The 21,170-nt window shown below is 63.8% G+C and carries 25 protein-coding genes; 14 read left to right on the top strand and 11 right to left on the bottom strand.

Features of this window, described 5'->3' with window-relative positions; all coding sequences use genetic code 11:
• The first annotated feature begins 73 nt into the window (after window positions 1-73).
• The 3 genes from EOA19_RS28945 to EOA19_RS28935 all read left to right on the top strand — a co-directional run bounded on the left by EOA19_RS28945 (window position 74) and on the right by EOA19_RS28935 (window position 2,756).
• Window positions 74-1,258: an NAD(P)/FAD-dependent oxidoreductase gene (locus EOA19_RS28945; protein ID WP_128305550.1), complete on the top strand. Its 1,185-nt coding sequence runs from the start codon at window positions 74-76 to the stop codon at window positions 1,256-1,258.
• A gap of 246 nt (window positions 1,259-1,504) precedes the next feature.
• Window positions 1,505-2,536: a hydroxyacid dehydrogenase gene (locus tag EOA19_RS28940; RefSeq protein ID WP_128305549.1), complete on the top strand. Its 1,032-nt coding sequence runs from the start codon at window positions 1,505-1,507 to the stop codon at window positions 2,534-2,536.
• Window positions 2,537-2,639: 103 nt separating this feature from the next.
• Entirely contained in the window at window positions 2,640-2,756 is a 117-nt protein-coding gene (locus EOA19_RS28935; RefSeq protein WP_348629858.1) for a putative RiPP precursor, read from the top strand.
• Between the two features lie 75 nt (window positions 2,757-2,831).
• On the opposite strand, the gene EOA19_RS28930 is transcribed toward EOA19_RS28935, so the two are convergent.
• Window positions 2,832-3,041: a hypothetical protein gene (locus EOA19_RS28930; protein WP_023813302.1), complete on the bottom strand. Its 210-nt coding sequence runs from the start codon at window positions 3,039-3,041 to the stop codon at window positions 2,832-2,834.
• Window positions 3,038-3,253: a hypothetical protein gene (locus EOA19_RS28925; RefSeq protein ID WP_128305548.1), complete on the bottom strand. Its 216-nt coding sequence runs from the start codon at window positions 3,251-3,253 to the stop codon at window positions 3,038-3,040. Before EOA19_RS28925 ends, EOA19_RS28930 begins: the two co-directional genes overlap by 4 nt.
• Before the next feature lie 455 nt (window positions 3,254-3,708).
• Between EOA19_RS28925 and EOA19_RS28920 the strand changes: the two genes are divergently transcribed.
• Window positions 3,709-4,434, top strand: coding sequence for a Crp/Fnr family transcriptional regulator (locus tag EOA19_RS28920; RefSeq protein WP_128305547.1), 726 nt, complete (start codon window positions 3,709-3,711; stop codon window positions 4,432-4,434).
• Here the strand turns inward: EOA19_RS28920 and EOA19_RS28915 are convergent, their stop codons facing one another.
• Window positions 4,435-4,719, bottom strand: coding sequence for a hypothetical protein (locus EOA19_RS28915; protein ID WP_128305546.1), 285 nt, complete (start codon window positions 4,717-4,719; stop codon window positions 4,435-4,437).
• 229 nt (window positions 4,720-4,948) lie between these two features.
• On the opposite strand from EOA19_RS28915, the gene EOA19_RS28910 reads away from it, so the two are divergent.
• The 3 genes from EOA19_RS28910 (at window position 4,949) to EOA19_RS28900 (ending at window position 8,379) form a co-directional block, all read left to right on the top strand.
• Complete coding sequence (locus EOA19_RS28910) at window positions 4,949-5,695, top strand: helix-turn-helix transcriptional regulator (protein WP_023813298.1); 747 nt, start codon at window positions 4,949-4,951, stop codon at window positions 5,693-5,695.
• A gap of 163 nt (window positions 5,696-5,858) precedes the next feature.
• On the top strand, window positions 5,859-6,164 hold the full coding sequence (locus EOA19_RS28905; RefSeq protein ID WP_023813297.1) for a hypothetical protein: 306 nt from the start codon (window positions 5,859-5,861) through the stop codon (window positions 6,162-6,164).
• Between the two features lie 244 nt (window positions 6,165-6,408).
• Entirely contained in the window at window positions 6,409-8,379 is a 1,971-nt protein-coding gene (locus EOA19_RS28900) for an acyltransferase family protein (protein ID WP_128305545.1), read from the top strand.
• 72 nt (window positions 8,380-8,451) lie between these two features.
• Here EOA19_RS28900 and EOA19_RS28895 read toward each other — a convergent pair whose 3' ends face one another.
• Window positions 8,452-9,387 (bottom strand): HNH endonuclease, encoded by a 936-nt coding sequence (locus tag EOA19_RS28895; RefSeq protein WP_023813295.1) that lies wholly within the window; start codon window positions 9,385-9,387, stop codon window positions 8,452-8,454.
• Between the two features lie 99 nt (window positions 9,388-9,486).
• Window positions 9,487-10,080 (bottom strand): DUF6456 domain-containing protein, encoded by a 594-nt coding sequence (locus EOA19_RS28890; RefSeq protein WP_023813294.1) that lies wholly within the window; start codon window positions 10,078-10,080, stop codon window positions 9,487-9,489.
• A gap of 243 nt (window positions 10,081-10,323) precedes the next feature.
• On the opposite strand from EOA19_RS28890, the gene EOA19_RS28885 reads away from it, so the two are divergent.
• Together EOA19_RS28885 and EOA19_RS28880 are read left to right on the top strand one after the other, a co-directional pair.
• Window positions 10,324-10,605, top strand: coding sequence for a DUF982 domain-containing protein (locus tag EOA19_RS28885; protein WP_023813293.1), 282 nt, complete (start codon window positions 10,324-10,326; stop codon window positions 10,603-10,605).
• 108 nt (window positions 10,606-10,713) lie between these two features.
• Complete coding sequence (locus EOA19_RS28880; protein WP_023813292.1) at window positions 10,714-11,022, top strand: DUF982 domain-containing protein; 309 nt, start codon at window positions 10,714-10,716, stop codon at window positions 11,020-11,022.
• 250 nt (window positions 11,023-11,272) lie between these two features.
• On the opposite strand, the gene EOA19_RS28875 is transcribed toward EOA19_RS28880, so the two are convergent.
• The gene (locus tag EOA19_RS28875) at window positions 11,273-11,923 is read right to left on the bottom strand and encodes a GcrA cell cycle regulator (RefSeq protein WP_023813291.1); all 651 of its coding nucleotides are present in this window, start codon (window positions 11,921-11,923) and stop codon (window positions 11,273-11,275) included.
• A 582-nt stretch (window positions 11,924-12,505) separates the two neighbouring features.
• On the opposite strand from EOA19_RS28875, the gene EOA19_RS28865 reads away from it, so the two are divergent.
• The gene (locus tag EOA19_RS28865; RefSeq protein ID WP_023813289.1) at window positions 12,506-13,210 is read left to right on the top strand and encodes a helix-turn-helix transcriptional regulator; all 705 of its coding nucleotides are present in this window, start codon (window positions 12,506-12,508) and stop codon (window positions 13,208-13,210) included.
• Between the two features lie 241 nt (window positions 13,211-13,451).
• On the opposite strand, the gene EOA19_RS28860 is transcribed toward EOA19_RS28865, so the two are convergent.
• On the bottom strand, window positions 13,452-13,754 hold the full coding sequence (locus EOA19_RS28860) for a hypothetical protein (protein WP_031213614.1): 303 nt from the start codon (window positions 13,752-13,754) through the stop codon (window positions 13,452-13,454).
• Window positions 13,755-13,943: 189 nt separating this feature from the next.
• Here EOA19_RS28860 and EOA19_RS28855 point away from each other — a divergent pair, with 189 nt between their 5' ends.
• The 3 genes from EOA19_RS28855 to EOA19_RS28845 all read left to right on the top strand — a co-directional run bounded on the left by EOA19_RS28855 (window position 13,944) and on the right by EOA19_RS28845 (window position 15,576).
• A complete protein-coding gene (locus tag EOA19_RS28855) occupies window positions 13,944-14,312 on the top strand; it encodes a hypothetical protein (RefSeq protein ID WP_023813287.1) in 369 nt (122 codons plus the stop codon).
• A gap of 89 nt (window positions 14,313-14,401) precedes the next feature.
• Window positions 14,402-14,998 (top strand): hypothetical protein, encoded by a 597-nt coding sequence (locus EOA19_RS28850; RefSeq protein WP_128305544.1) that lies wholly within the window; start codon window positions 14,402-14,404, stop codon window positions 14,996-14,998.
• A complete protein-coding gene (locus EOA19_RS28845) occupies window positions 14,995-15,576 on the top strand; it encodes a hypothetical protein (protein WP_128305543.1) in 582 nt (193 codons plus the stop codon). The genes EOA19_RS28850 and EOA19_RS28845 overlap by 4 nt, the downstream gene beginning before the upstream one ends.
• Before the next feature lie 16 nt (window positions 15,577-15,592).
• On the opposite strand, the gene EOA19_RS28840 is transcribed toward EOA19_RS28845, so the two are convergent.
• Window positions 15,593-16,075, bottom strand: a complete 483-nt coding sequence (locus EOA19_RS28840) for an HIT family protein (RefSeq protein WP_128305542.1) — start codon at window positions 16,073-16,075, stop codon at window positions 15,593-15,595.
• 121 nt (window positions 16,076-16,196) lie between these two features.
• Here EOA19_RS28840 and EOA19_RS28835 point away from each other — a divergent pair, with 121 nt between their 5' ends.
• Window positions 16,197-16,778 carry a hypothetical protein gene (locus tag EOA19_RS28835; protein WP_023813283.1) on the top strand — a complete coding sequence of 194 codons (582 nt, stop codon included), beginning with the start codon at window positions 16,197-16,199 and terminating at the stop codon, window positions 16,776-16,778.
• Window positions 16,779-16,807: 29 nt separating this feature from the next.
• On the opposite strand, the gene EOA19_RS28830 is transcribed toward EOA19_RS28835, so the two are convergent.
• The 3 genes from EOA19_RS28830 to EOA19_RS28815 all read right to left on the bottom strand — a co-directional run bounded on the left by EOA19_RS28830 (window position 16,808) and on the right by EOA19_RS28815 (window position 20,955).
• Window positions 16,808-18,094 carry a hypothetical protein gene (locus EOA19_RS28830; protein ID WP_023813282.1) on the bottom strand — a complete coding sequence of 429 codons (1,287 nt, stop codon included), beginning with the start codon at window positions 18,092-18,094 and terminating at the stop codon, window positions 16,808-16,810.
• 285 nt (window positions 18,095-18,379) lie between these two features.
• Window positions 18,380-19,396 (bottom strand): ABC transporter permease, encoded by a 1,017-nt coding sequence (locus EOA19_RS28820; protein ID WP_128305541.1) that lies wholly within the window; start codon window positions 19,394-19,396, stop codon window positions 18,380-18,382.
• Window positions 19,393-20,955, bottom strand: a complete 1,563-nt coding sequence (locus EOA19_RS28815; protein WP_128305540.1) for a sugar ABC transporter ATP-binding protein — start codon at window positions 20,953-20,955, stop codon at window positions 19,393-19,395. Before EOA19_RS28815 ends, EOA19_RS28820 begins: the two co-directional genes overlap by 4 nt.
• Window positions 20,956-21,170: the final 215 nt, after the last annotated feature.

The following is a 21,170-nucleotide window of genomic DNA, read 5'->3' as shown; positions in this document are numbered from 1 at the left end:
GTTGATTCAGGTCCGGAAGATATTTTCTACCGGAGATTGTGAACGTGCAGTTGCCACCAGAAAGGGCAGCAGAATGAGTATCTCAGAGGCCTGCCCGGCCGAAGTCGATGTGGCGATCGTCGGTGCCGGAATGGCTGGGACCACCTTAGCCATGCTGTTGGGAAAAGCCGGGCGCAAGGTGGCGCTGATCGATCCGCACCGCGTCCACCACGAGGAGTTCCGGGCCGAGAAGATCGGCATGGATCAGATGCTGCTGTTCGAAAAGCTCGGCCTCGATGCGACACTCAAGCGTCTCGTCACCTCGACGACCGACACGCATGTCTTTCGCCTCGGCCAGTTTTTCGCGCATGAGAAGAAGGCTGAATTCACATTCTCCTACGGCGCGCTGATCAATGGCCTGCGCGATGCCTTGCCTGCGCAAGTGCCGCTGACGGTCGGCAAGGTAACCGAAGTCTCGACTGGACCGGACCGGCAGCGGCTTGTGCTGGCCGACGGCGCCGTCATCGATGCCCGCCTGCTGGTGGTGGCAACCGGCCACGGCGAGGCGGTGCGGCGCGCCGTCGGGGTCGAGCGTATCGAGCAATCGAAGGCGCATTCACTGTCCATGGGATTCGACCTCGCCATCTCGCCGCGTAATTTCGGTCATCAGTCCGTCACCTGCTACAGCAGGCGGGCTGCCGACCGTATCGCCTACATCAGCATCTTTCCCCTCGGCGACAAGATGCGGGCGAACATGTTCCTCTATCGCAATGTGGCCGAAGCGTGGACGCGGGCGTTTCGCCAGGAGCCGCAAAAGATGCTCTGCGAACTGATGCCCGAAATAGCAGCGCGATGCGGAAATTTTGAAATCGCAAGTCCTGTCGAGGTCAGACAGATCAGTCTGAGCACCACGCAAGGCCATCGCCGCGACGGGGTCATCTTCATCGGCGATGCCTTCTGCACGACGTGTCCAACACCGGGCGTCGGCATCGGCCGGGTGATGACCGACGTCGATCAGCTCCATTCGGTTCACATTCCACGATGGCTCGAAACACCAGGCATGGCGGCTGACAAGATCAACGCTTTCTATGACGACCCGGTCAAGGTGGCTGCCGATGAGGATGGTATGCGGGTGAGTTACTATGCCAAGTCGATCACCGCCGGCACCGGACTGGAATGGCGCGCAAGGCGCCTGCGCAACAACACCGCGCGCCAGCTGATGATCATCGGCCGCAAGGTCCGGCATCTGGGACAGCGGCGGGCGCCCAGCATGGCGTAAGCCCGCGCTCTCTCGGCAGAAAGGCGCGGGCCGATCTGAGGCCCCGATCTTCGGCAGGCGATGGAGGGCACCACATGCCGCAAGCATCAACTTTTAGAGACGGCTAGTGTTCCGTCTGGCCCCGCTTGGTCCTGCCCAAGGGCTGTGCTGAACGCGCTGGCAACAGCGCCCCGTCTCGCCTCCCCGCGCGATGTTGTAAATCGTTTCATCCAAGGTATTTTGGCCATCGGAACAGAGGGAATAGTCATGTCCAACAGCGCCTTGCCGCTGGTTATCAGTGCGCCGGAACCACGCACGCTCGACCTGATCTTCACAGCCCGGCAGCTGGCGCGGCTCAAGGCGCATTATCGCATTGTCGAGACGACCGCTGACGGCGTCGCGAAACTGCCGGCCGACGTGCTGGCCGAGGCGCGCTATATCATCGGCCAGCCGCCCATATCGCCCGAAACGCTCGACCGGATGAAGGCGCTGCGCTGCGTCTTCAATGTCGAGACCAACCTCATCAACAACATGCCCTACGAGACCTTGTTCGCGCGCGGCATCCATGTCGTCACCACCGGCCTGGTGTTCGCCGAGCCGGTCGCGGAGCTTGGCCTTGCCATGGCGCTCAACCTTGCCCGCGACATCGTCGATGCCGACCTCGCCTTCCGCCAGGGACAGGAACTGTGGGGCGGCGACGGCAACCAGACGGCGCGGCTCCTGTCCGGCGCCGATGTCGGCATCATCGGTTTCGGCGATCTCGGCCGGGCGCTCAACCGGCTGCTGTCGGGCTTCCGCACCCGCACCAAAGTCTTCGATCCCTGGCTGCCGCCATCCATCCTCATCGACAATGGCGTCGAGCCGGCCTCTCTCGACGAGGTGCTGTCGACCAGCGACTTCATCTTCGTCGTTGCGTCGGTGACCAGCGAGAACCAGGGTTTTCTCGGTGCCGACGCCTTTGCCGGCATGCGCAAGGGCGCCGCCTTCATCCTGCTCAGCCGCGCCGGCGTGGTCGACTTCCCGGCGCTGATGGCGGCGGTGAAGAGCGGCCACATCGTCGCCGCCAGCGACGTTTTCCCCGAAGAACCGCTGGCGCGGGACCATCCGGTGCGCACCCTGCCCGGCTTCCTGCGCTCGGCTCACCGTGCCGGCGCGCTCGACATCGCCTTCAAGCGCATGGGCGATATGGTGCTGGAGGACATGGACCTGATCGACCGCGGCCTGCCGCCGCTGCGCTCCAAGCGCGCCGAGCGCGAGACGGTTTCGCGCATGCGTTCCAAGCCGGCCGACAGGAATTGAAGCGTGGATTTTCGTCCCGGTCGGCCGACCCTCGACAAGGTCGGCTTGACAAGAGCGCGGCCGGCGACGACGCTCCCGCAATCGAATTTTGCGGAGGGAAGCCATGAACATGAAGAATATCTATGAAAAACCGATGCTGCTCAAACGGCAGAAACTCTCTGCCGTGACGGCGCAGCAAGCCGCTTCAGGAGTGACAGGTCCGACAGGGCCGACAGGCTGACGCCTCGCGGCGTCCAATAAAGGCAGCATTGGACGCGCCTGCGGGTCGGCGGCGAAACGGCAGTCGCTCGCAACTTCAGTGTTCATGGCTGCTCTTCGCTCTGCGGGCAACCGCTTCCATAAAAGAGCGCGCGGCAGCGTCACAAGCCGTTCTGGACGGTCCGTTCGCGGACAGCACGACCTCCGCGGCCTTCCGCGACATGCCGTATTTCCGGGCGAAGATCGCAGCGTCGTAAGGTTCGTTTTTGGCTGCCGGTGTCGCGGACGTGATCCTGGCCTTGGTCATTGGCGGGTCCGCCTGAAACTTTCGAGCAACTCGCCTTCATTGCGGCAGCCATTCTGAAACAGCGAAAACACCGTGGCTGCCAGCCGCTGTACGTCCGACTGCCCTGACATGCGGTCAAGTTTGCGCTCCAGGCAGACCCGATCGAAGACGCGCTGGCACAGCTGCAGATCGGAAGGATGGAAACCGGGATTGCGCTTATGAAGGCTCGACATAAGAAGCCCCTTTCGGAGCAGCGACCACTTCCTTTGACGCTGTGGATCAAAAAATGAAATCGGACTGAGCAAGAGTCAACATCGGCCTCATCACAGTAAGTATCGTACAATTCTCCCGCCGGTCTGCCCTTCTTTTTTCGAACGGTTCTCAGGCCCAGCGCGACATGGCGCTTTGTCATTAGCCGGCGGATTTTATCGGCCCTCACCGTGATCCGACGCTCTCAAGATATATGTCGGTTTTGTACCAAGTGGCGCTTGGTACGTTTCCGACACTAACATTCAGGCCGATCTTTTCATATGCGAACGGGCGTTGGGGGGCGCCGTGCTTCGAATTTCACATCGCATTCATAGCTTTATTCGTTCTGCGCCCCTATACATAGGCGATCGTCCGCACGTTTTTACGGGCACGGACGGCTGGGAGATTGGATGGCTCTTGCCCTGCATTGGGCCACGCCATGTCTGATCCCAACAAAAATCATCAATACCGAAACCAACTGCTGCGACGCATGCCTGCGGATGATCTGGCGTTGCTCGAGCCGCACATGCAGCGCTGCGACTTGCCGCTACGCATGATGCTTGTGACCCCGAATATTCCGATCGAGGCCGTCTACTTCATCGAACAGGGCATCGGTTCGGTGGTCGCCAGCACGGCGAGCGGCCAAGAGGCCGAAGTGGGCTTCATCGGCTTAGAAGGCATGACGGGATACTCCCTGGTGATGGGCGACGACCGTGCGCCGCATGCCTGTTATGTACAACTGGAAGGCGAGGCGATCCGCATCGAAGCCGGCGCATTCAAGGCAGCATTGGCGGCAAGTGCGACCATGCGCATGTTCCTGCTGCGCTTCATCAACGTGCTACAAACCCAGGCCGGCTGCACCGCGCTCGTCAACGCGCGGCTGAAGCTCGAGGAGCGGCTGGCGCGATGGCTGCTCATGTGCGACGACCGCGTGCCGGGCGAACATCTCGCCATCACGCACGAATTCCTGGCCATCATGCTTGGTGTCAGGCGGCCGGGCGTCACCGTTGCCCTTCAATTGCTCGAAGGCCGCGCGCTGATCCGCTCGCGTCGGGGCGAGATCGTCATTCGTGACCGCGCCGGGCTGCTGGAACTTGCCAATGGCAGTTACGGCGAAGCCGAGGCCGAATATGCAAGGCTGATCGGCGAGATCGGCGCGCCCTGATCAGGAGCGGTCGCCGCCGGCATCCGGCTTGCCCGATGTCGCTTTGCCGGGCAGCGCCGCACCGCCTTCAAATGCGCCTCGGCCAATCGGCCCATCCCTGCCGACCGGCAAGCCGGCATGCTCCAGACTTGCAAGCTTGCACTTCGTCTGCTCGGCCGCCGCTCCGACAAGGCAGTCGATGGTGAACATGGCACCGGCGTGCTCGCTTGCCGCGACCGCCTGGCGGATCTTCGTCAATTGCGCTTGTGTGTAGTCCAGAAGCTCGACCAGGCCGGTATGATCCAAACCGCCCTCCATTGCAGGATGTCGAGAGGCCGATCTGAGGTCGCTCTTGCCACCGAAATACGCCCATTTGCGGGGCTTGCATAGCCGGACTGTCAAAATCGTACAGTCTACGCGCCACGGGATCCTCGCCCTATTGGACAAAGGTCCATCTTCGCACCCTCGCTACGTCATGCAAGTGTATATAAGCTATCGCTTTAATACTGGTCCGTACGTCTGTCGGGGAGATGTCGTGCCAATCCGCGAGAATCTCGCCGCCAATCTCAGGCGGCTGGTCCAACGCCACGCTTCCGTCAGCGCGGTGTGCCGTGAGCTTGGCATCAACCGCACCCAGTTCGAGCGCTATCTGCAAGGCAAGGCGGTTCCCAACAAAGCCACCGCCAGGCTGATCTGCGACTATTTCAAGATCGACGAGGATGAGTTGTATCGTGAGCCGGCCGCCGCGGCAGCCAAGGGCGACAGCAATGCAACGTTGCGCGAGGCACTGTACGAGAACATGGTGCGGCCGCCGTCGCCCGCCATCGCCGGAGGCACCTATTTCACCTATTTTTCGATCCCCGGCCGACCCGATTTTTTGATGCGCTCGGTCACCTTCGTGCGGCGTGAGGCCGATCTCGTCACCTTCAGGCGGGTAACGCGCTGGGCTCCGGGCGATGGCCAGGGTGGTTCGAGAATGCCCGGCAACCATTACGGCGTGGCGATCTCGCGCCTGAACTGGATCTATTTCACAGGCATCAACCGCCGCCAGACAAGCGAGCCCTCGATCATGACCGTACAGTGGGCGCCCATCTCCGAACCAGTTCTGGTCGGCAGGGCGATCGTCCTCACCGGATCGGGGCCGGCCTTTGTGTCGGTCATCATGCGGCAGGACGTCACCAGGATCAGCATGAGGCGAGCGATGCTGATGGCCCATATCGTCAGTCTCGACGACCCCAGCGTCGATCGGCTGGTGGTCAGTCTTGCACGCGAGACCCGCTAAACTCGCTTTCTACGGGAAAAATCGGGGAAAGTTTCAAGTTTTTCGACTATATTTTTCTTCGTTTCGGGATTTTTGCGCAAAAAATGCCGGAACTTTCACCCAAACCTGTCGTTTTCCAACTGATCGTTGCTTCGACGATCCCAAGCAACAGGAGGAGTACACCATGAACATCAAGATGATCTGTTTCGGCGCGATGACGCTCTCGATGGTTGCCGGCTCCGCGCTTGCGGCAGGCGACACCGGCACGTCGGCTCTCGACGATCCGGCCAAGATGCAGCCCTTCTACACCGATAGCGGCATGAAGACGATGGTCAGCAACGACGACTTCGTGAAGGCCTGGAAGGCCCTTACGCCGGACGACCAGACCGCGATGATGAAGGCCTGCGAGGACGAGGCGAAGGACGCCACTGCGGCCAACAGCCATCCGGAATTCTGCAGCAGCGTGAAAGCGAACGGCGGCAGCAAGTAGCAATCCAGCGAACCGATGAGAAACAGCCCCTTCGCGGGGCTGTTTTGCGTCTGCCGCAGGGCGCGCGGCCAAGCCCGCCACGCAACGATCAAGCCCGGCCGGCGCGCCGGCCCATTTCCATTCCTGCTATGTTGCACTGCGACAAAATTGTTTTATGTTGCACTGCGATAAATTTGTTGCATTGCGATATCAGCCTGCCCGGCCGACGTTGCGCAGGGGCTGGGCCTTGCACGAAGGAGCCGTCGTGGCAGCATCGTTCCGGTCGGACATACAAGGATTGCGCGCGCTCGCTGTCGGCGGTGTCGTCGCCTACCATTTCGGCCTCACCGCGCTCCCCGGCGGCTTTGCCGGCGTCGACATCTTCTTCGTCATCTCGGGCTGGCTGATAACAACCCACCTCATGCAGGAGATCGGCGAGACCGGCCGGCTCGACCTTTGGCGCTTCTATGCCAGGCGCGCGCGGCGGCTTCTGCCGGCAGCTTTGTTCGTCATCCTGGTTACGCTGGCCGCCGGCTACTTCATCCTGGCGCCGCAGGAGCAGGCGCTCTATTCGCGCGGCGCCATGTTCGCCTCCGCCTATGCCATCAATCTGTGGCTGCTGCGCTGGTCGTTCGACTATTTCGCCGCCGACGCCACCAGCAATCCCTTCATCCACTTCTGGTCGTTGTCGGTGGAGGAGCAGTTCTATCTGGCCTGGCCGGCGCTGCTTCTGCTGGCCGCTTGGCTGCGGCCGGGCCGGCGAACGGCCGCAGCCGTGATAGGCGTTGCCGGCCTTGCCTCCTTCGCCGCCTGCCTGTGGCTGACCAGCGCCGCTCCGGCCTGGGCCTTCTATTTCTCGCCGCTGCGCGCCTGGGAGTTCGCCGCCGGCGGCCTGGCGACGCTGGTCCCCATGGCCTTGCTGCAGCACCGCATCTGGCTGCGGGCCGCACTTGGCTGGCTCGGCCTGGCGCTGATCGCGGCCGCCTATCTCTGCCTCAGCGAAGACCTGCCCTTCCCCGGCTGGTACGCGCTGCTGCCGGTTGCCGGCACCGTGCTGGTGCTGCTGAGCGGCGTCGGCGGGGAGCAGACCAACGGACGGACCGGCTGGCACGCCCTTGGACCGACCGCCGCTTTGTCGCTGCCGCCTTTGCAATGGATCGGTACGCTCTCCTATTCGCTCTATCTCTGGCACTGGCCGGTCATCGTCTACGCCGGGATGCTGGCGCCCGATCTTACCGTGCCGCAGCGCCTTGGCTGCGGCGTGCTGGCGCTAGCGCTGTCGGTGCTCACCTATCACCTCATCGAGAACCCGGCGCGGCGCGGCGCCTGGCTGACGGTGGGCGCTCGCGCGCTCGCTCCGGCGCTCGCCCTGACCTGTGCCGGCGTGGCGGTCGCCTATGCCAATGCGCATCTGGCCACGCGCAACATCGGCCCCGAGCAGCGCGGCATCGAGCAGGCGGTCGAAAGACCTTCCATCGCGCGGGCCGTCGACAAGAACTGCCTGGCCGACTTCCAAACGGTGACGCCGAAACCCTGCATGTTCGGCCCGGCCGATGCCACCCGCACCATCGTGCTGTTCGGCGATTCGCACGCCGACCAGTGGTCGACGCCGCTGATCGAGGCGGCCAAGCGCAACGACACAAAGGTCATCACCTATCTTAAATCATCGTGCCGCGCCTCGCGGCTCTCCACCTTCAACACCGTGCTGAAGCGCGACTACACCGAATGCGACGCCTGGCGCGAGCAGGCCATATCAGAGATCATCCGCCGCAAGCCGCGCCTGGTGGTGATCTCCGAATTCTCCATCGGCAATCTGACCCGCGACCTGCCCGCCGCCGAACGCACCGCCGAAGTAGCGCGCTGGCAGGCCGGCCTGCGCTCGACCTTGCAGGCCTTCAGCCGGGCCGGTGTCGAGACGGCTGTTATCCGCGACACGCCGATTAACGCCAGCTTCGCCGGCTCCTGCGTGGCGCGCACCCTGTGGTGGCGCGAAGCCCCCTCGCCGCACTGCGATACGCCAAGGGCGGACGCCGCCAACGACAGCACCGCCGCCGCCGAGCGCGCCGTGGTGACCAGCGTACCCGACACCCGCTACATCGACCTCACCAACCAATTCTGCGGCCCGACCACCTGCCACGTCGTCATATCAGGCAAGCTGGCGTTTCGTGACAGGCACCATTTGGCGACGGGCTTTGCCGAGACACTGGCGGGGCCATTGGAGAGGGCCTTGTTTTAGAGGTTCCCTTCTCCCCGTCTATACGAGGAGAAGGTGCCGGCAGGCGGATGAGGGGCGGCGCGGCGCGGCAAATCAATGCGCCCCCGCGAACAGCTCGCGATGATGAGCCAGAAACGCCGGATGTGGCATCAACCGCGCATCCTTGGGCCAATGCAAACCCTGGGATTCCGGACGGAAGAGATTTCTCAATTCGCTCGGCACCCGGTTGTGCGCGACCAGCAGTCGATGGTTTTCGTCTATCGAAATCAGATGCCGATCGAACAGCCAATGCACGGTGGCCGATAGCGCGATGCCGTTCCGGACAACATCCGGCCCGCCGACCGCGACAGGTTTGATATGAGCGGCCTGAACCTCGGCCCTGCCGCCACCATTGATAATGCGCAAGCCGGTGACTGCGCATTTATCCTCATAAGCACGGCAGACTTCCAACCGGAAGGTGGCGTCGCGGATTTTGCGGTTCAGCAAGATCTGTTCGACCCGACGATCGACCGTCTCGGCAAAACCGGGCTGTCCGGCAAAACCAGGCTGGATCGGCCATGGAACATCCAGCGGCAGCATGTCGGGGCTGAGCCTTCTGGCGTTGGCAGGGTCAAGTGTCTCATTCAAACCAGCCAGCACGATGTTGTCGAAATCCTCACTCAGGATCGGGCGCATCGACTTGCCCTGCACGGCTTGGCCGACGTGGCTGGGGTCGAGAACCTCGCGCAACAGCGCCTCCGCGTAGCGGCCATCCTTAACGAAAGGCACCGGTGTAGGAAATTCGAGATAGTCCGTCACATGGGCATAGTAACGGTCGGATCGGTCAGGATCCGGCAAGACATCTGTTACACGCGCATAGGCGATATACGCACGACGGCCGCCATTGCGCTGCGGTTCGCGAAACAGCACCCAGTCGCCAATGGCGTTCCGGGCAGCGTCCAGATAATTGCTGCGAGCGGGGAATTGATAGCGGCGGGTGATGTCATCGTCGTAGCCAGAACCCGGCTTCACATCGAAAACGGCTTTCACGATTCTATTCCTGGGAATGCAAACGCCTAGGCTAGCGATGTTTTACGCATCGTGCGAGCCATCCGTTGCACCATCTCACCATCTCACCACCTCACCACCTCACCTCCTCATCATCATCCCGTAATGCACCGCCAGCAGATCCAGCCCCACCTTCAGCAGCTTTGTCACCACATTCCGGCCCTCGCCGGTCTGCTCGGACAGGCGCTTGAGGGAACCGTCAGCGCAGCAGACTTGTCGCACCACGGCGGCCACCTCCCAATGGCCTAGCGCTCTTGTGGCGGCGGCATAGGCCCTGCCGGCGTCGAGAACGCTGTCGGCGATGCCGCCGCCCTCGCGGCCGCCGTCGACGCGCTCGGTCCAGCGCATCGGCTTGACATCAGCCTGCTGGCTGCAGCGGAAATCCTCGCGGTAGCGCAGGCCTGCCTCGCGCTGCTGGCGCGACAGCGAGGTGATGCCGATAAGCGCATCGATGGCGCGCACCCGCACGATGCCGCCGGCGGCGGCGTGGCCGTCATTCGACACCTCGTAGACACGAGCAGCCTCCAGCGTTCCCGCCGCCAGCCGCTTGCGGCCGAAGGCGTCATCCCTGAGCGCGAAATCATGGCCGATCTGGCGGCGTATGCGCACCTGCTCGGCCTCACCCTTCGGCAATTTCGGCGCCTGCGGTTTTGCGGATTTGGTCTTTTTGCTCATGGAAGGCTCCTGGTTGGCTTGGGATGATGGAGGACGGCAAGGCGGCGATCCTTCGCGCTGTTGGGCATCTCCCCACATGGTCGGCAGGGCGGAGAGGGCCGCCGTTCGGTTGGCCTTCGTTGAACCGGAGGTCGTCGCCTCTTCGCCGCTGCGCCACCATCCTTGCCGCCCGGCATCCAGGCTGATGGAACCGGCGCGAGCTTTCGACGTTATGTCGCGTCCACGCCAAGGGGAGGTTCGCCGATGACAGCCTTCATGCCGGTTACCGTGCGCTTTTGCGACAACAAAACCATGCTGGTCAGTTCGGTGGCCGGCGCAGCCGAGGCACTGCGCCACCAATGGCCCGACAAGACAGCACCTGGTTATCTCGAGGCGACGCGGCTGGTTACGCTCGCCGTCGACGGCACCTGCTGCCAGCGCATCGCATTCGACGCCTTCACCAGGGCGGCCAAGCAACAGAACATACTGGTGGCCAGGCCCAAAAGCCGCGCCCATGACTGGCTGGACGCGGTGGCTAGTCCATGAGGATCGCCAGCCAGCCGAAAAATTGATGCAACCGCCCGCCAGCGGGGCGCGTTTAAGGATGCGGTAGACAGAGCCGCGCGCAAAGCGAAGGTGAACGCGGTGGGTACGATGAAAACCGGAGTGCCGCTCAAAGTGCGGGTGGAGGATGAGGTCGAAGAGATCGACAGCGTCAGCGAAGCCGCCGATTTTCTGCAGCGCTGGCCGCTGGAGCGACGCGGCCATGTCTACCGCAGCGCGCTTAACGCCTGCAGCGCGGCGATCGCCGCGCAGATTTCCGAAGCCGACGCCATGAAGGTGTTTACCGGCTTTGCCCGGGTGACCGGCATATTGATCGCCGAAGGCAACCCGGCGATGGCGATGGACGCAAGGAGCATGCAGAGCCGCACGCCCAAGCAGGGCCGGCAAATGCCGAAGTAAGGTTCTGGCGATTTTGCTCCGGGCTTGATTCATCTCAGATCCTCCACCTTTGTGCGGCGAGGCAGCCCCCTCACCCAGCCTCCGCTTCGCTCGGCTGACCATTTTGGGGCGAGCCACGTGTCTCGTCCGTCCTTCGGACCCCCGAGGGGAGAGGAGACTTGCACCGTCGGGTGCCCTCTCTTCTCCCCCACGGGGAGAAGGTGGCCGCGAAGCGGCCGGATGAGGCTGGCGCAGCAATGGGAGAGCGTGCTCATCCCGCCACAAATACGCGGCGCTGGAAGCGCGCCTGATGGTAGGTGCAATAGCTTTTCAGCGGCGTGGTGCGCATGCCGCAGCACAGCATGTCGGCGCCCGGCCGGCTGCCGGGCGCATCGTTTTCAGAATCCTCCTCCACCGTCAGATCCAGCGGCGCGCGGCAGCGTGAAAACAGGCAATCGATGAAGCGCATCGCCACGCCATGCGGCTGCCGGCCGATGGCCGCGCGCGGCGGCGCCGGCACCTCCAGGCGATAGGCTACGCCGTCGGCGATCAGCACGCCCGCCTCGCGCACGAACGAATGGGCGCGCCTGGGCCGGGCCACTTCACGCGCATGGATATCCTTGGCGGCAAGTACGCCATGCATCTTGCCGACGGCAGGCGTCGCATTCGCCGACATGCCATCGGCCCGCTTGCTTCCAGCGCGCTTGCCCCCGGCCTGTCTGGCTCGCGGCGGCGGCCCCTTGCCATTGGCAAAGCCGATCGCGCCCAGCATGGCGTTACGATGCACGATGCCGATGATGGCGTCGCGCGACACCGGACTGCCACGCAGCGCGGTGAACGCGACTGCAATCCTGGAGGCTGAAAGCCCGTCCTTCAGCCAGCGGCCGATCTCGTGCAATTCCGCGTCGCTATAGCTTGCCATATACCAGCTCCATCCAAAGTTCGGCCGCGCGCCGTCGGGCAGCGTCAAGGTTCGACCCGGTGGCCGGGCCGCAGTCAGGTTGTTTTTCAAGAGCCGGCTGTCAGCCGGCCAGCCTCAGCCGGATTGGGCCGATTTCCCGCCGGCAAGGTGCAAAAGCCGCGCCTCGGCCGTGTTTCTGTCCAGGGCGGAAACCGCCCTGCCCGTTAGCCTGTCCAACAGGATGACGGTGCCGTCCTCGGTGCGGATGCAGGATCGGCCAGCCGCCGGCGCCATGCCGGCCGAATTGGGGACCGGAGCCGCTGGGAGCGGCGGCTCCGGCCGTTCCGGTCGCCGGAAACAGGCGGACCGGACCCGAGGCTGGTGCAGTCAAGCACTGAGCCTCGGGCTTCACCCCGGCCGGGGAGGAGGACGGCCGGGGCGGAAGGGAATGGGCGGCGGTTATGACCGCCGGATGCGCCTCGCGTGAGGCCGGCGACTCGGCGCCATCAAAGCTGGACAGGTTTTGCATGACCGGATATAAGCATAACTCGAAAATATATGCAAGCCATTCTTTCATAGACGAGAGCCGCTTTCATCGCTCACATGGGCGCCATGGCAAAAACGGAACTGTCGATCAAGGTCGGGGCGGCGATCCGCAAGGCGCGCAAGCAGCGCGGCCTGGTCATGCGCCACATTGCGGAGCACAACGACACCGATGTCGCCGCCGTCGGCAACTGGGAAACCGGCCGCAATCTGCCCAAGACCGAGAACCTCCTGAAGACCGCCGCCTTCCTGCGCGTCGACCCGGTGGCGCTGGGCCAAGGGCAGGTCGTGTTTCTCGACGATGCCGGACCGGTCGCCGACGCGGAGATCGTCACCGATGCCGGTCCGCTGCCCGCCGGTTCGATGGATATCGAGGTGCTAGGCGCGGCCGTCGGCGGCGACGATGGCGATTTCACCTTCAACGGCGAGCCGGCAGGCTACGTCCAGCGCCCGCCGGGCGTGCGCAACCTGCCGAAGGTGTTCGCCCTGCACGTGCTCTCGGATTCCATGGTGCCGCGTTACGAGCCCGGCGACCTGATCTATTGCGGCGGCCGCGACGCGGTGCCCGGCGACCACGTGGTGATCGAGACCTTCCCCGAAGAAAACGAGCGCAACGGCAAGGCCTTCATCAAGAAGCTGGTCAAACGCACGGCGGGCGAGTTGGTGGTCGAGCAATACAATCCGCCGAAGACGCTGACCTTCAACCGCTACGCCATCAAACATGTCTGGCGCGTGATTTCGCTGAAGGAATTGCTGGGGTATTGAGGAGCGCTTCTTGCCTTCTCCCCTTGCGGGGGTGAAAGGCGGTCCGCACAGCGGACGAAAAGCCAATTGCTTGGCTTTTCGAGCCTTGAACGCCCTGAGCTTGCGAAGGGCCGGGTAGCGCAGGATCCACCTGCCGGGTCCCCGCTGCTTCGCAGCGCCCCGGCGTTCGCTGGCCTTTGATCGTGCCACTGGCACGATCAATTCGCTTACGCGAACCGGCCGTTCACCCTTTCGACAAGACTCAAGCCCGCCGCGCTCCCTCCAGCGGCACCTCGCGATCGCTCAGCATCTGCGCTTCGCTACGCACGCGCTGGCGCTCGTCGATGAAGGCCGCCTGGATCGTAACGGTCGCCCCCGGCAGTCCGTCGGCACGGCAGGCCGAGCAGACGATGCGGCCCGACAGAGCGGCAAGCGGCGTGTTCCTCGTCACGCCGAACCGCTTCAACTGATCGGGCCGCCACCAACGGTTGCGGCCGCAATCCGCGCACTCGACCGAGATCGAGGCGACATGCGCCATTGTTGGTTCCCTGCCCGGCAATGCCATCGCCCCTGCCTCGTCTTTGTTCCTGATTTGTTCGCATATTCCTGTGTTTTGCGCCCGGAGTCGAGTCGCAGTTTTCAAACTTTCCCAGAAGTTTTTCTTCTAAGGTAATTTGAGTTATGCTTTCACGCTGGATATGCAAATGTGAGTCGGAGCACGAACCCGCCCATTGCATCAAACCCGGGAGCGATAATGGACGCCCTTGCCGCCGATTTTGCCCGTTCCTGCGGTTACGCCGGCGACAGCCTGGCCCTGCTTGAAGCCTTCGAAGCCATCCGCCGCAACGGCATCGCCCACGCCCGTCAGGATCACGTCAGGCGCAAGGCGGTGATCGACGCGTTGAAACCGTCGGAGGCGCTGTTCCTGGCCGCGATTGGCCCGGCCCTCTCGGCGGAGGAGGCCATCGAGGACGCCGTCCGCTTCATAGCCTGCTGGCGCAACATACCGCGCTGGCGCCAGGAGCGGCGCCTGCCCGACCTGATCAGGGCCAAGCAACAGCGGCTGGTGGCGCGGTATTTTCGTCGCCATGGCCATCTTCTATGGGCGCGCGAAGCAGCGTGAGGCTGGACCAGCCATTTGCGGGTTCCATCAGCAATTTTTTCTTTCTAGACTGCGCAGGGGTGGCTGATCGTCGACGTGCATAGTTTGGAATGTTCAAGACTGCCCGCTTAAAATTTCAAACCTGGATAACGGCCGGCGCGGGAACCATCGCCGCCCTGTTCGTCGCCGGCCTGATGGGCGCGTTCGGCGCCCTGCCCCCCCACGCCCCGCCGCAATTGCCGCCCGATGCCGGCATCGATGCCGGGCGTTGGCATCTCAAGCCGGTGCGTGCATATGTCAGCCGCGCCAAGGTCTATGGCGTGCCGCTGAAACCAGGCCAGAAGGCGCTGGTGCTGGAGGTCGACCTGACCAATCGCACGGCGCAATCCGACAAGGCCTATTTCAATGTCTTCACGCCGGACGGACTCGCTCTGCTCGACGGCCTGCCGATGATCGCGCTGACCCGTGATTCGACTCTGACGCCGGAACTGCATCCCGGCATGACCGAACGCATGGCCTATGTCTGGCCGCTTGCCGGCGACGCCATCGTGCCGGCAAATCTCAGCTTCGGCATCATCGCCGAGATCTTCAAGCCGCGCGACAACCTTTACGGGACGCCCGGCTGGTTCAATCCCACTCGGCTCGGCACCGTCACCTTGCCCGTCGTCGACCTGCCCGTGGCAGACTCACGGAAAGGCGGCTCATGAATATCCGGGCCATCGGCAATCTCCTGATCCTCGCCACCACCGTGGCGCTGAGCTACGGCATGCAGGTGTCGAAGCCGCATTATGCCGAGCTCACCGCACCGATCCCGGTCGACGGCGCCGTCCACGACACGGTGCGGGCGCGCAGCTTCGCTGTCCGCCTCGACAGAGTGGTCTTTGCCCGCACGCTGAAGAGCGACCAGTTCGGCCAGGAGAAGCTTTTGACGACCAGCGGCCTGTGGGCGGTGGTGACGACCAGTCTCACCGCCACCAGCACCTCCACCACGGTCGCCGACGGCACCTGGCAAGGCCCGACCGGCCTGCGCTACCACCAGAGCGAACGGCTGGGCTACCGCCAGGACATGCCGCCGCATTCCATTGATCCGGGGTTGGAAAGACGCGGCCTGTTCATCTTCGAGGTGCCGCCCGACCAGATCCCCGGCGCCAGCCTGCTGGTCGCCGCGCGCCGGTTCGGCCCGCTCGACGCCCAGGCCCGCATCAGCCTCGACGCGGTGCCGACCGGCGCCGATGGCCAGCCAGCGGATGTCTTGCCGCAATACGATCTTGATGCGCGACTGTAGGAAGGGGCGCGCAAGCCTAACTGCCCATGACCTGGCGCAGCAATGCAATCACTTCCGCAACAGAAGGACCTTCGACAGGGGGTGGATCGGCCCGCTCACAAAATTCCCTCCAAATAAACAGCGTGAGTTCCGCGCCATCGGTGCCCGGTTCGCTTGACGCATCAGTGAACTGTTCAAGGGATCGATATCGATGGTCGGACCAGAAGAGCCGTTCGACCCAGTCATAGACAGGTATCAGGTGAAAATGGAACGAATGACCCGGAGAATGGCCGTAGCGACTGATGTAGAGCCGGTTAGGCCGCAGCCGCGACGTCAATGCCTTCTGAGCTTCCGCAAGCAATGGGCCCAATTCGGCCAGAGCCGCTTGCGGCAGTTCCAAGAGGTTGTTGGTCGGCAGCTTGGAACCAAGCACCAGGTACCCGGGCAGAGCAGAGTCAGTCCGGTGGCTCAGGAGCCAGAAATCCGTCGCGGAAATCTGAAACGGTTCGGGACTCTGCAAATTTTGTTCTCCGATGCAGGGAGCTCAATCGTTTCAGAGTAACCCAGCTTGAACCCAAAGCAATTCCGCAGCGCAGTTTGCGCTCGAAACTCTCAACACTGAGCAAGACCAAGGCAAAGGCATGACCGCAGTTTCGACCGATCTCGAACCAGCCGCCGACGAAGGCCGAGAGACCGAGAAAAAATGGCGCCGGCGCGGTCTTGCCGCGCTCGCTATCCTGCTGCCGCTGACGCTGGCCGAGACCAGCTATGACAGCGTCCGTGAATGGCTGCACGGCGACGACCTCATCGCCAGGGATGTCGAGTTCGGCCAGTCCGTGCCATTCGGCGGCAGCGAGTGGCGGCTGGCCGATCTGCGCGGCGGCAAGGCCGGCCGCTTGCCCGACCACGCCTTCGCCGTCATCGCCACCTTTGCGGTAACGGTTGGCGACCCCGATCTGCAAAAACAGTGGCTGGGCTGCAAGGTGATACTGACCGACGCCGCCGGGCGCCGCTGGCTGTCCGACTTCATCTCCGGCGTCGGCCTGCCGGACGGCGTGATGAACTGCACCTCGGCGATCTTCTCCGGCGCCAAGAAGGGCGAAATCATCACCGTGGGCGAAACCTTCATCGTGCCCGAGGACGCCATCAAGACCATCCGCCCGGCTGTCGGATTGGGCAGCGAGCGGCCGTGGTTCCTGCGCTTTCAGAGGCCGCCGAAGTGAGCGTCCTTCTCCCCGTAAACGGAGAGAATTCACTTCCCCGCCCGCTTCGCCATCGAAAACGCTGTCTCCAGCACGGCGGCGAGAAAGCATATGCGCAGCGGCTCGATCAGGATGCCGGTGGAGGAATCCTGGAACGGGCTGCCGAACAGCAGCGTCACGCCATGCGAAAAAATCTGCCAGACGTCGAGCTCGTGCGGACCGATCAGCCGCGTCGTGCCCAGCCATAGCCAGGCAGCGCCCCAGTCGAGCAAGCGGTAGCCGACGACCAGCGTGCACAAAAGCACCAGACTGGAGCTGACTGTCAGCCGAACCCCGTTGGCGATCGGCAGATAGCGCGAGCGGTAACCGGCGATGAAATGCTCGACGAAATCACGCAGGAATTTCGGCAGGCCGACATAGCGCCGGCCGGCGCGCTCCAGCCGGCCGTGCACGCGCATCAGGGCGGCATCGTCGCGCACGTCATAGCCATAGATCAGCGCCGCCATCACCAGCCAGATCAGCGGCAGCAACATGAAGAAGAACAGGTTGACGGCAACCGTCGATGGCGCGATCGACTCGACCGGCACCATGGGGGCGGCCGAGGCCATCGGCACCGGGTTCGCCAGCCCGTCCACTGAGGCCTGCAGGGCCGACCAGAAATTGCGGCTCATCAGCCATTGCAGCGCCGAGTCCTTCCAGCGGCTGATCACATAGAGGCCAACGAAGATCCAGTTGGTCTCGCAGATCACCACGACGATCTGCCAGAACGAGGCGGCTTTCGTTTTCGTCTGCATGAATTTGGCCAGCCGGTGGATCAGCCAGGACACCGCCACCGAGACCAGCAGCCAGCGCGAATCGAGCACGTCGAGCACATTGGCGCTCTGGCCGAAATCGGCCTGGTCGAGCGTGGCGCGCGAATATTGGCGAACGATGTCGCCCAGAAATCCCCAGGCCGCGTAATAGGCGAAGAACGGCAGCAGCGCGATGGTGATCATCCGCACCAGCCGCGAGCCGCGCCGGTCCACAGCACCCGGCTCCTTGACGGCTTGCGCCTCGGTGGTTGCGGCCTTGTCCGCGCTGCGCTGCGCGGCCAGCACATGCGGCAGGCCGGGGCGCAACACATGGAACATCGCCACCGTCACCACCAGCTGCGCCAGCGCCACCAGCGTCAGCATCGCCAGCCCGGCGAAGTGATTGGCCAGCGCCACCTTCGCCGCGAGCTGCATGAGGAGATCGCCGACCAGCACGCCGGCCAGCACGAGTGCCACGAGTTGCGGCCAGAACCGCCGCAGCAGCGAAAAACTCAAGGTGATCGGTCTGATGATATCGGCAAACATGAGGTTCTCTCACGATGCCACCCGCCCCAGGTCTTTCTAGCAAAGCATGCTTGTTTTGCAAGAATGGGGGTCCCTAGCAAGCGCAGGTGCGAGGCACCCCCCTCTGTCCTACCGGACATCTCCCCCGCAAGGGGGGAGATTGGACGTCATGACTGCTTTCGCCAATTTTCAACGTTGAAGAGAAAGCGGCGAGGACGAAGCTGCCAATCTCCCCCCTTGCGGGGGAGATGTCCGGCAGGACAGAGGGGGGTGCCTGGGCGCCAACCGCTCCTCCCCCTTTGCTCCTCACCTTCTCACCCGCGATTTCAGCCACCGGTCGAACGCCACCGCCAGGATCAGGATGAGCCCGATGACGATGCTTTGCGTGTAGGACGAGACGTTGTTGAACTGCAGCCCGTTTTGCAGCACGCCGATGAGCGCGGCGCCCACCACCGTGCCGCCGACAGAGCCGATGCCGCCGAACAGCGAGGTGCCGCCGATGACGACGGCCGAGATGACCGTCAGCTCGTAGCCAATACCGGCGACTGCTTCGGAGGAGTTCAGCCGCGCCGACAGCACGAAGGCGGCAAGCCCGGCAAAAAAGCCGACGATGACATAGACCGAGATCAGGATGCGGTCGACGCGCAGGCCCGACAGCCTTGCCGCCTCGGCATTGCCGCCGACGGCATAGACGGCTCGGCCGTAGCGCGTGTAGCGCAGCACGATGTGGCACAGGATGGCGGCCGCGGCGAAGATCAGCGCCGGCACCGGCACGGGGCCGATCAGCCCGGTTCCGAACCAGCGCATCGAGGCGTCGAAGCCCGAGATCGGGCCGCCGTTTGAGATGGTCAGCGTCAGCCCGCGAAACACCGTCAGCCCGCCCAGCGTGACGACGAAGGGCGGCACTTTTAGCCGGGTGATGACAAGCCCTTGCACCCCGCCGGCAGCAGCGCCCACAACGACGGCGGCCAAGAGTGCTGCGAACCAGCCGAACCCTTGCGTGCCGCTCGTCGACAGCGACAGCGTGTTGGCGGAGCCGCCCTTGGCGACCACGGCGGCGACCATACCGCAGAAGGCGAGCAGCGAACCGACCGACAGGTCGATGCCGGCGGTGAGGATGACGAAGGTCATGCCGAGCGCAATCAGCCCGGTGATCGAGATCTGCCTTGTGATGTTGAACAAATTGATCGGGTCCATGAAGCTCGGCTTCAGCACCGTGAAGACGATGATCAGCGCCACCAAGAACAGCAGCGGCCCGAAGCTCATCAAAAGCCGCGCGAAGTTGACACCGCCGCGCTGATCCTGTTCCCCCGCCACGCTCATAGTATCTCCTTGCGGTCGAGTGCCATCAGTTCCATCAGTCTTTCCTCGTTTGCCTCGACGCCCGGCATCTGGCCGGTGATGCGTCCCCGGCGCATGGTGACGATGCGGTCCGACACCGCAAGCACCTCGGGCAGCTCGGACGAAATCATCATCACCGCAATGCCGCGCGCCGCAAGCTGCACCAGGATCTGGTGCACCTCTGTCTTGGCGCCGACATCGACGCCGCGAGTCGGCTCGTCGACGATCAGCACTTTCGGATCGCGCGCCAGCCAGCGCGCCAGGATCACCTTCTGCTGGTTGCCGCCCGACAGGCCTTCGATCGCCTGCTCGGCCGAAGCCATGCGGATCGACAGCATCTTGCGAAACCCGGACAGCGCATCGCGCTCGCGCCGCTCGGCCATGAAGCCGAAACCGTTGCTGAAGCTGCCCAGCGAAGCGATGGAGAAATTCGGCAGGATGCCCAGCGCGGCAAAGATCGCCTGGTGCTTGCGGTCCTCCGGTAGCAGGCCGATGCCGAGCGCAATGGCGTCCGCGGGTGATGCCGGGGCGATCGGCTTCCCGTCGAGCGTGATGGTGCCGGCCGCGATGCGGTCGGCGCCGAAGATGGCGCGCGCCAGTTCCGTGCGGCCGGACCCCACAAGCCCGGCGACGCCGAGGATTTCACCGGCCTTGAGGTCGATGTCGACGCCGTCGAGCACGATGGCGTGGGGCGCCTCGGGGTCGCGAACGGTGCGCAGGCCGCGCACCGACAGCACGATATCGCCGGCCACCGCGCGCTGCGCCGGCCGGGCGTAGAGCTCGGACGCCGCGCGGCCGACCATCTTCTCGATGATTTTGGGCAGCGCGATCGGTCCGCCCTCGCGGTTAAGATGCCCGGCCAGCCGCCCGTCGCGCAGCACCGTCATGCGATCGCATATGGCGGACGCTTCCTCCAGCCGGTGGGTGACGAACATGATGGCGACCTTGTCCTTGCGCAGCCGATCCATGATCGACAGCAGCCGCTGCACCTCGGTCTCGGTCAGCGCCGAGGTCGGCTCGTCCATGATGATCAGCCGGCTTTTCAGCGACAGGGCGCGGGCAATCTCGACCAGTTGCTGTTCGGCCACCGACAGCGCCGACACCGGCGTCATCGGATCGATGGAGAGGCCGACGCGGGCGATGATCGAGCGCGATTCTTGCTCCATGCGCCCCCAACTCACCAGCCCGAGCGGACCGATCGGCGCGCGGCCGATAAAGATATTCTCCGCCACAGTCAGCGTCGGGATCAGGCTCAGTTCCTGGTAGATGGTGACGATGCCGAGCCGCTTGGCATCCTGCGGGCTGGATGGATGATAATCGGCACCGTCGAAAGTGATGCGGCCGCCCGACGGCGGCATGACGCCCGAGAGAATTTTCAAGAGCGTCGACTTGCCGGCGCCGTTTTCGCCCAGCAGGCCGAGGATTTCGCCGGGGCGGATGTCGAGCGAGACATCGCTTAGCGCGGTGACGCCGGCGAAATGCTTGGTGATGCCCTCGACGGCGAGCAGGACGGGTTCGGGCGATGCGGATTCAGCTGGCAAGGGTTGCTCCTCTGATGCAGTTCATGCCGGCACGCTCAGCACTTGAACACCCCCCTCTGGCCTGCCGGCCATCTCCCCCGCAAGGGGGTGTTTGGACCGGAGACATCGCGAACAGGTGTGCGAGGACATCGCGAACAGTTTGGCGTGCTTTGCGCCGGGAGGTTCGCGATGCCATTTGGGAACACCAGCGTGATGGATGGGAAGTTGGAGTTTGT

Source organism: Mesorhizobium sp. M7A.F.Ca.US.010.02.1.1 (assembly GCF_004023085.1).
In the GTDB taxonomy this organism is placed as follows: Bacteria; Pseudomonadota; Alphaproteobacteria; order Rhizobiales; family Rhizobiaceae; genus Mesorhizobium.
This window is presented reverse-complemented; position numbering and strand designations above follow the sequence as displayed.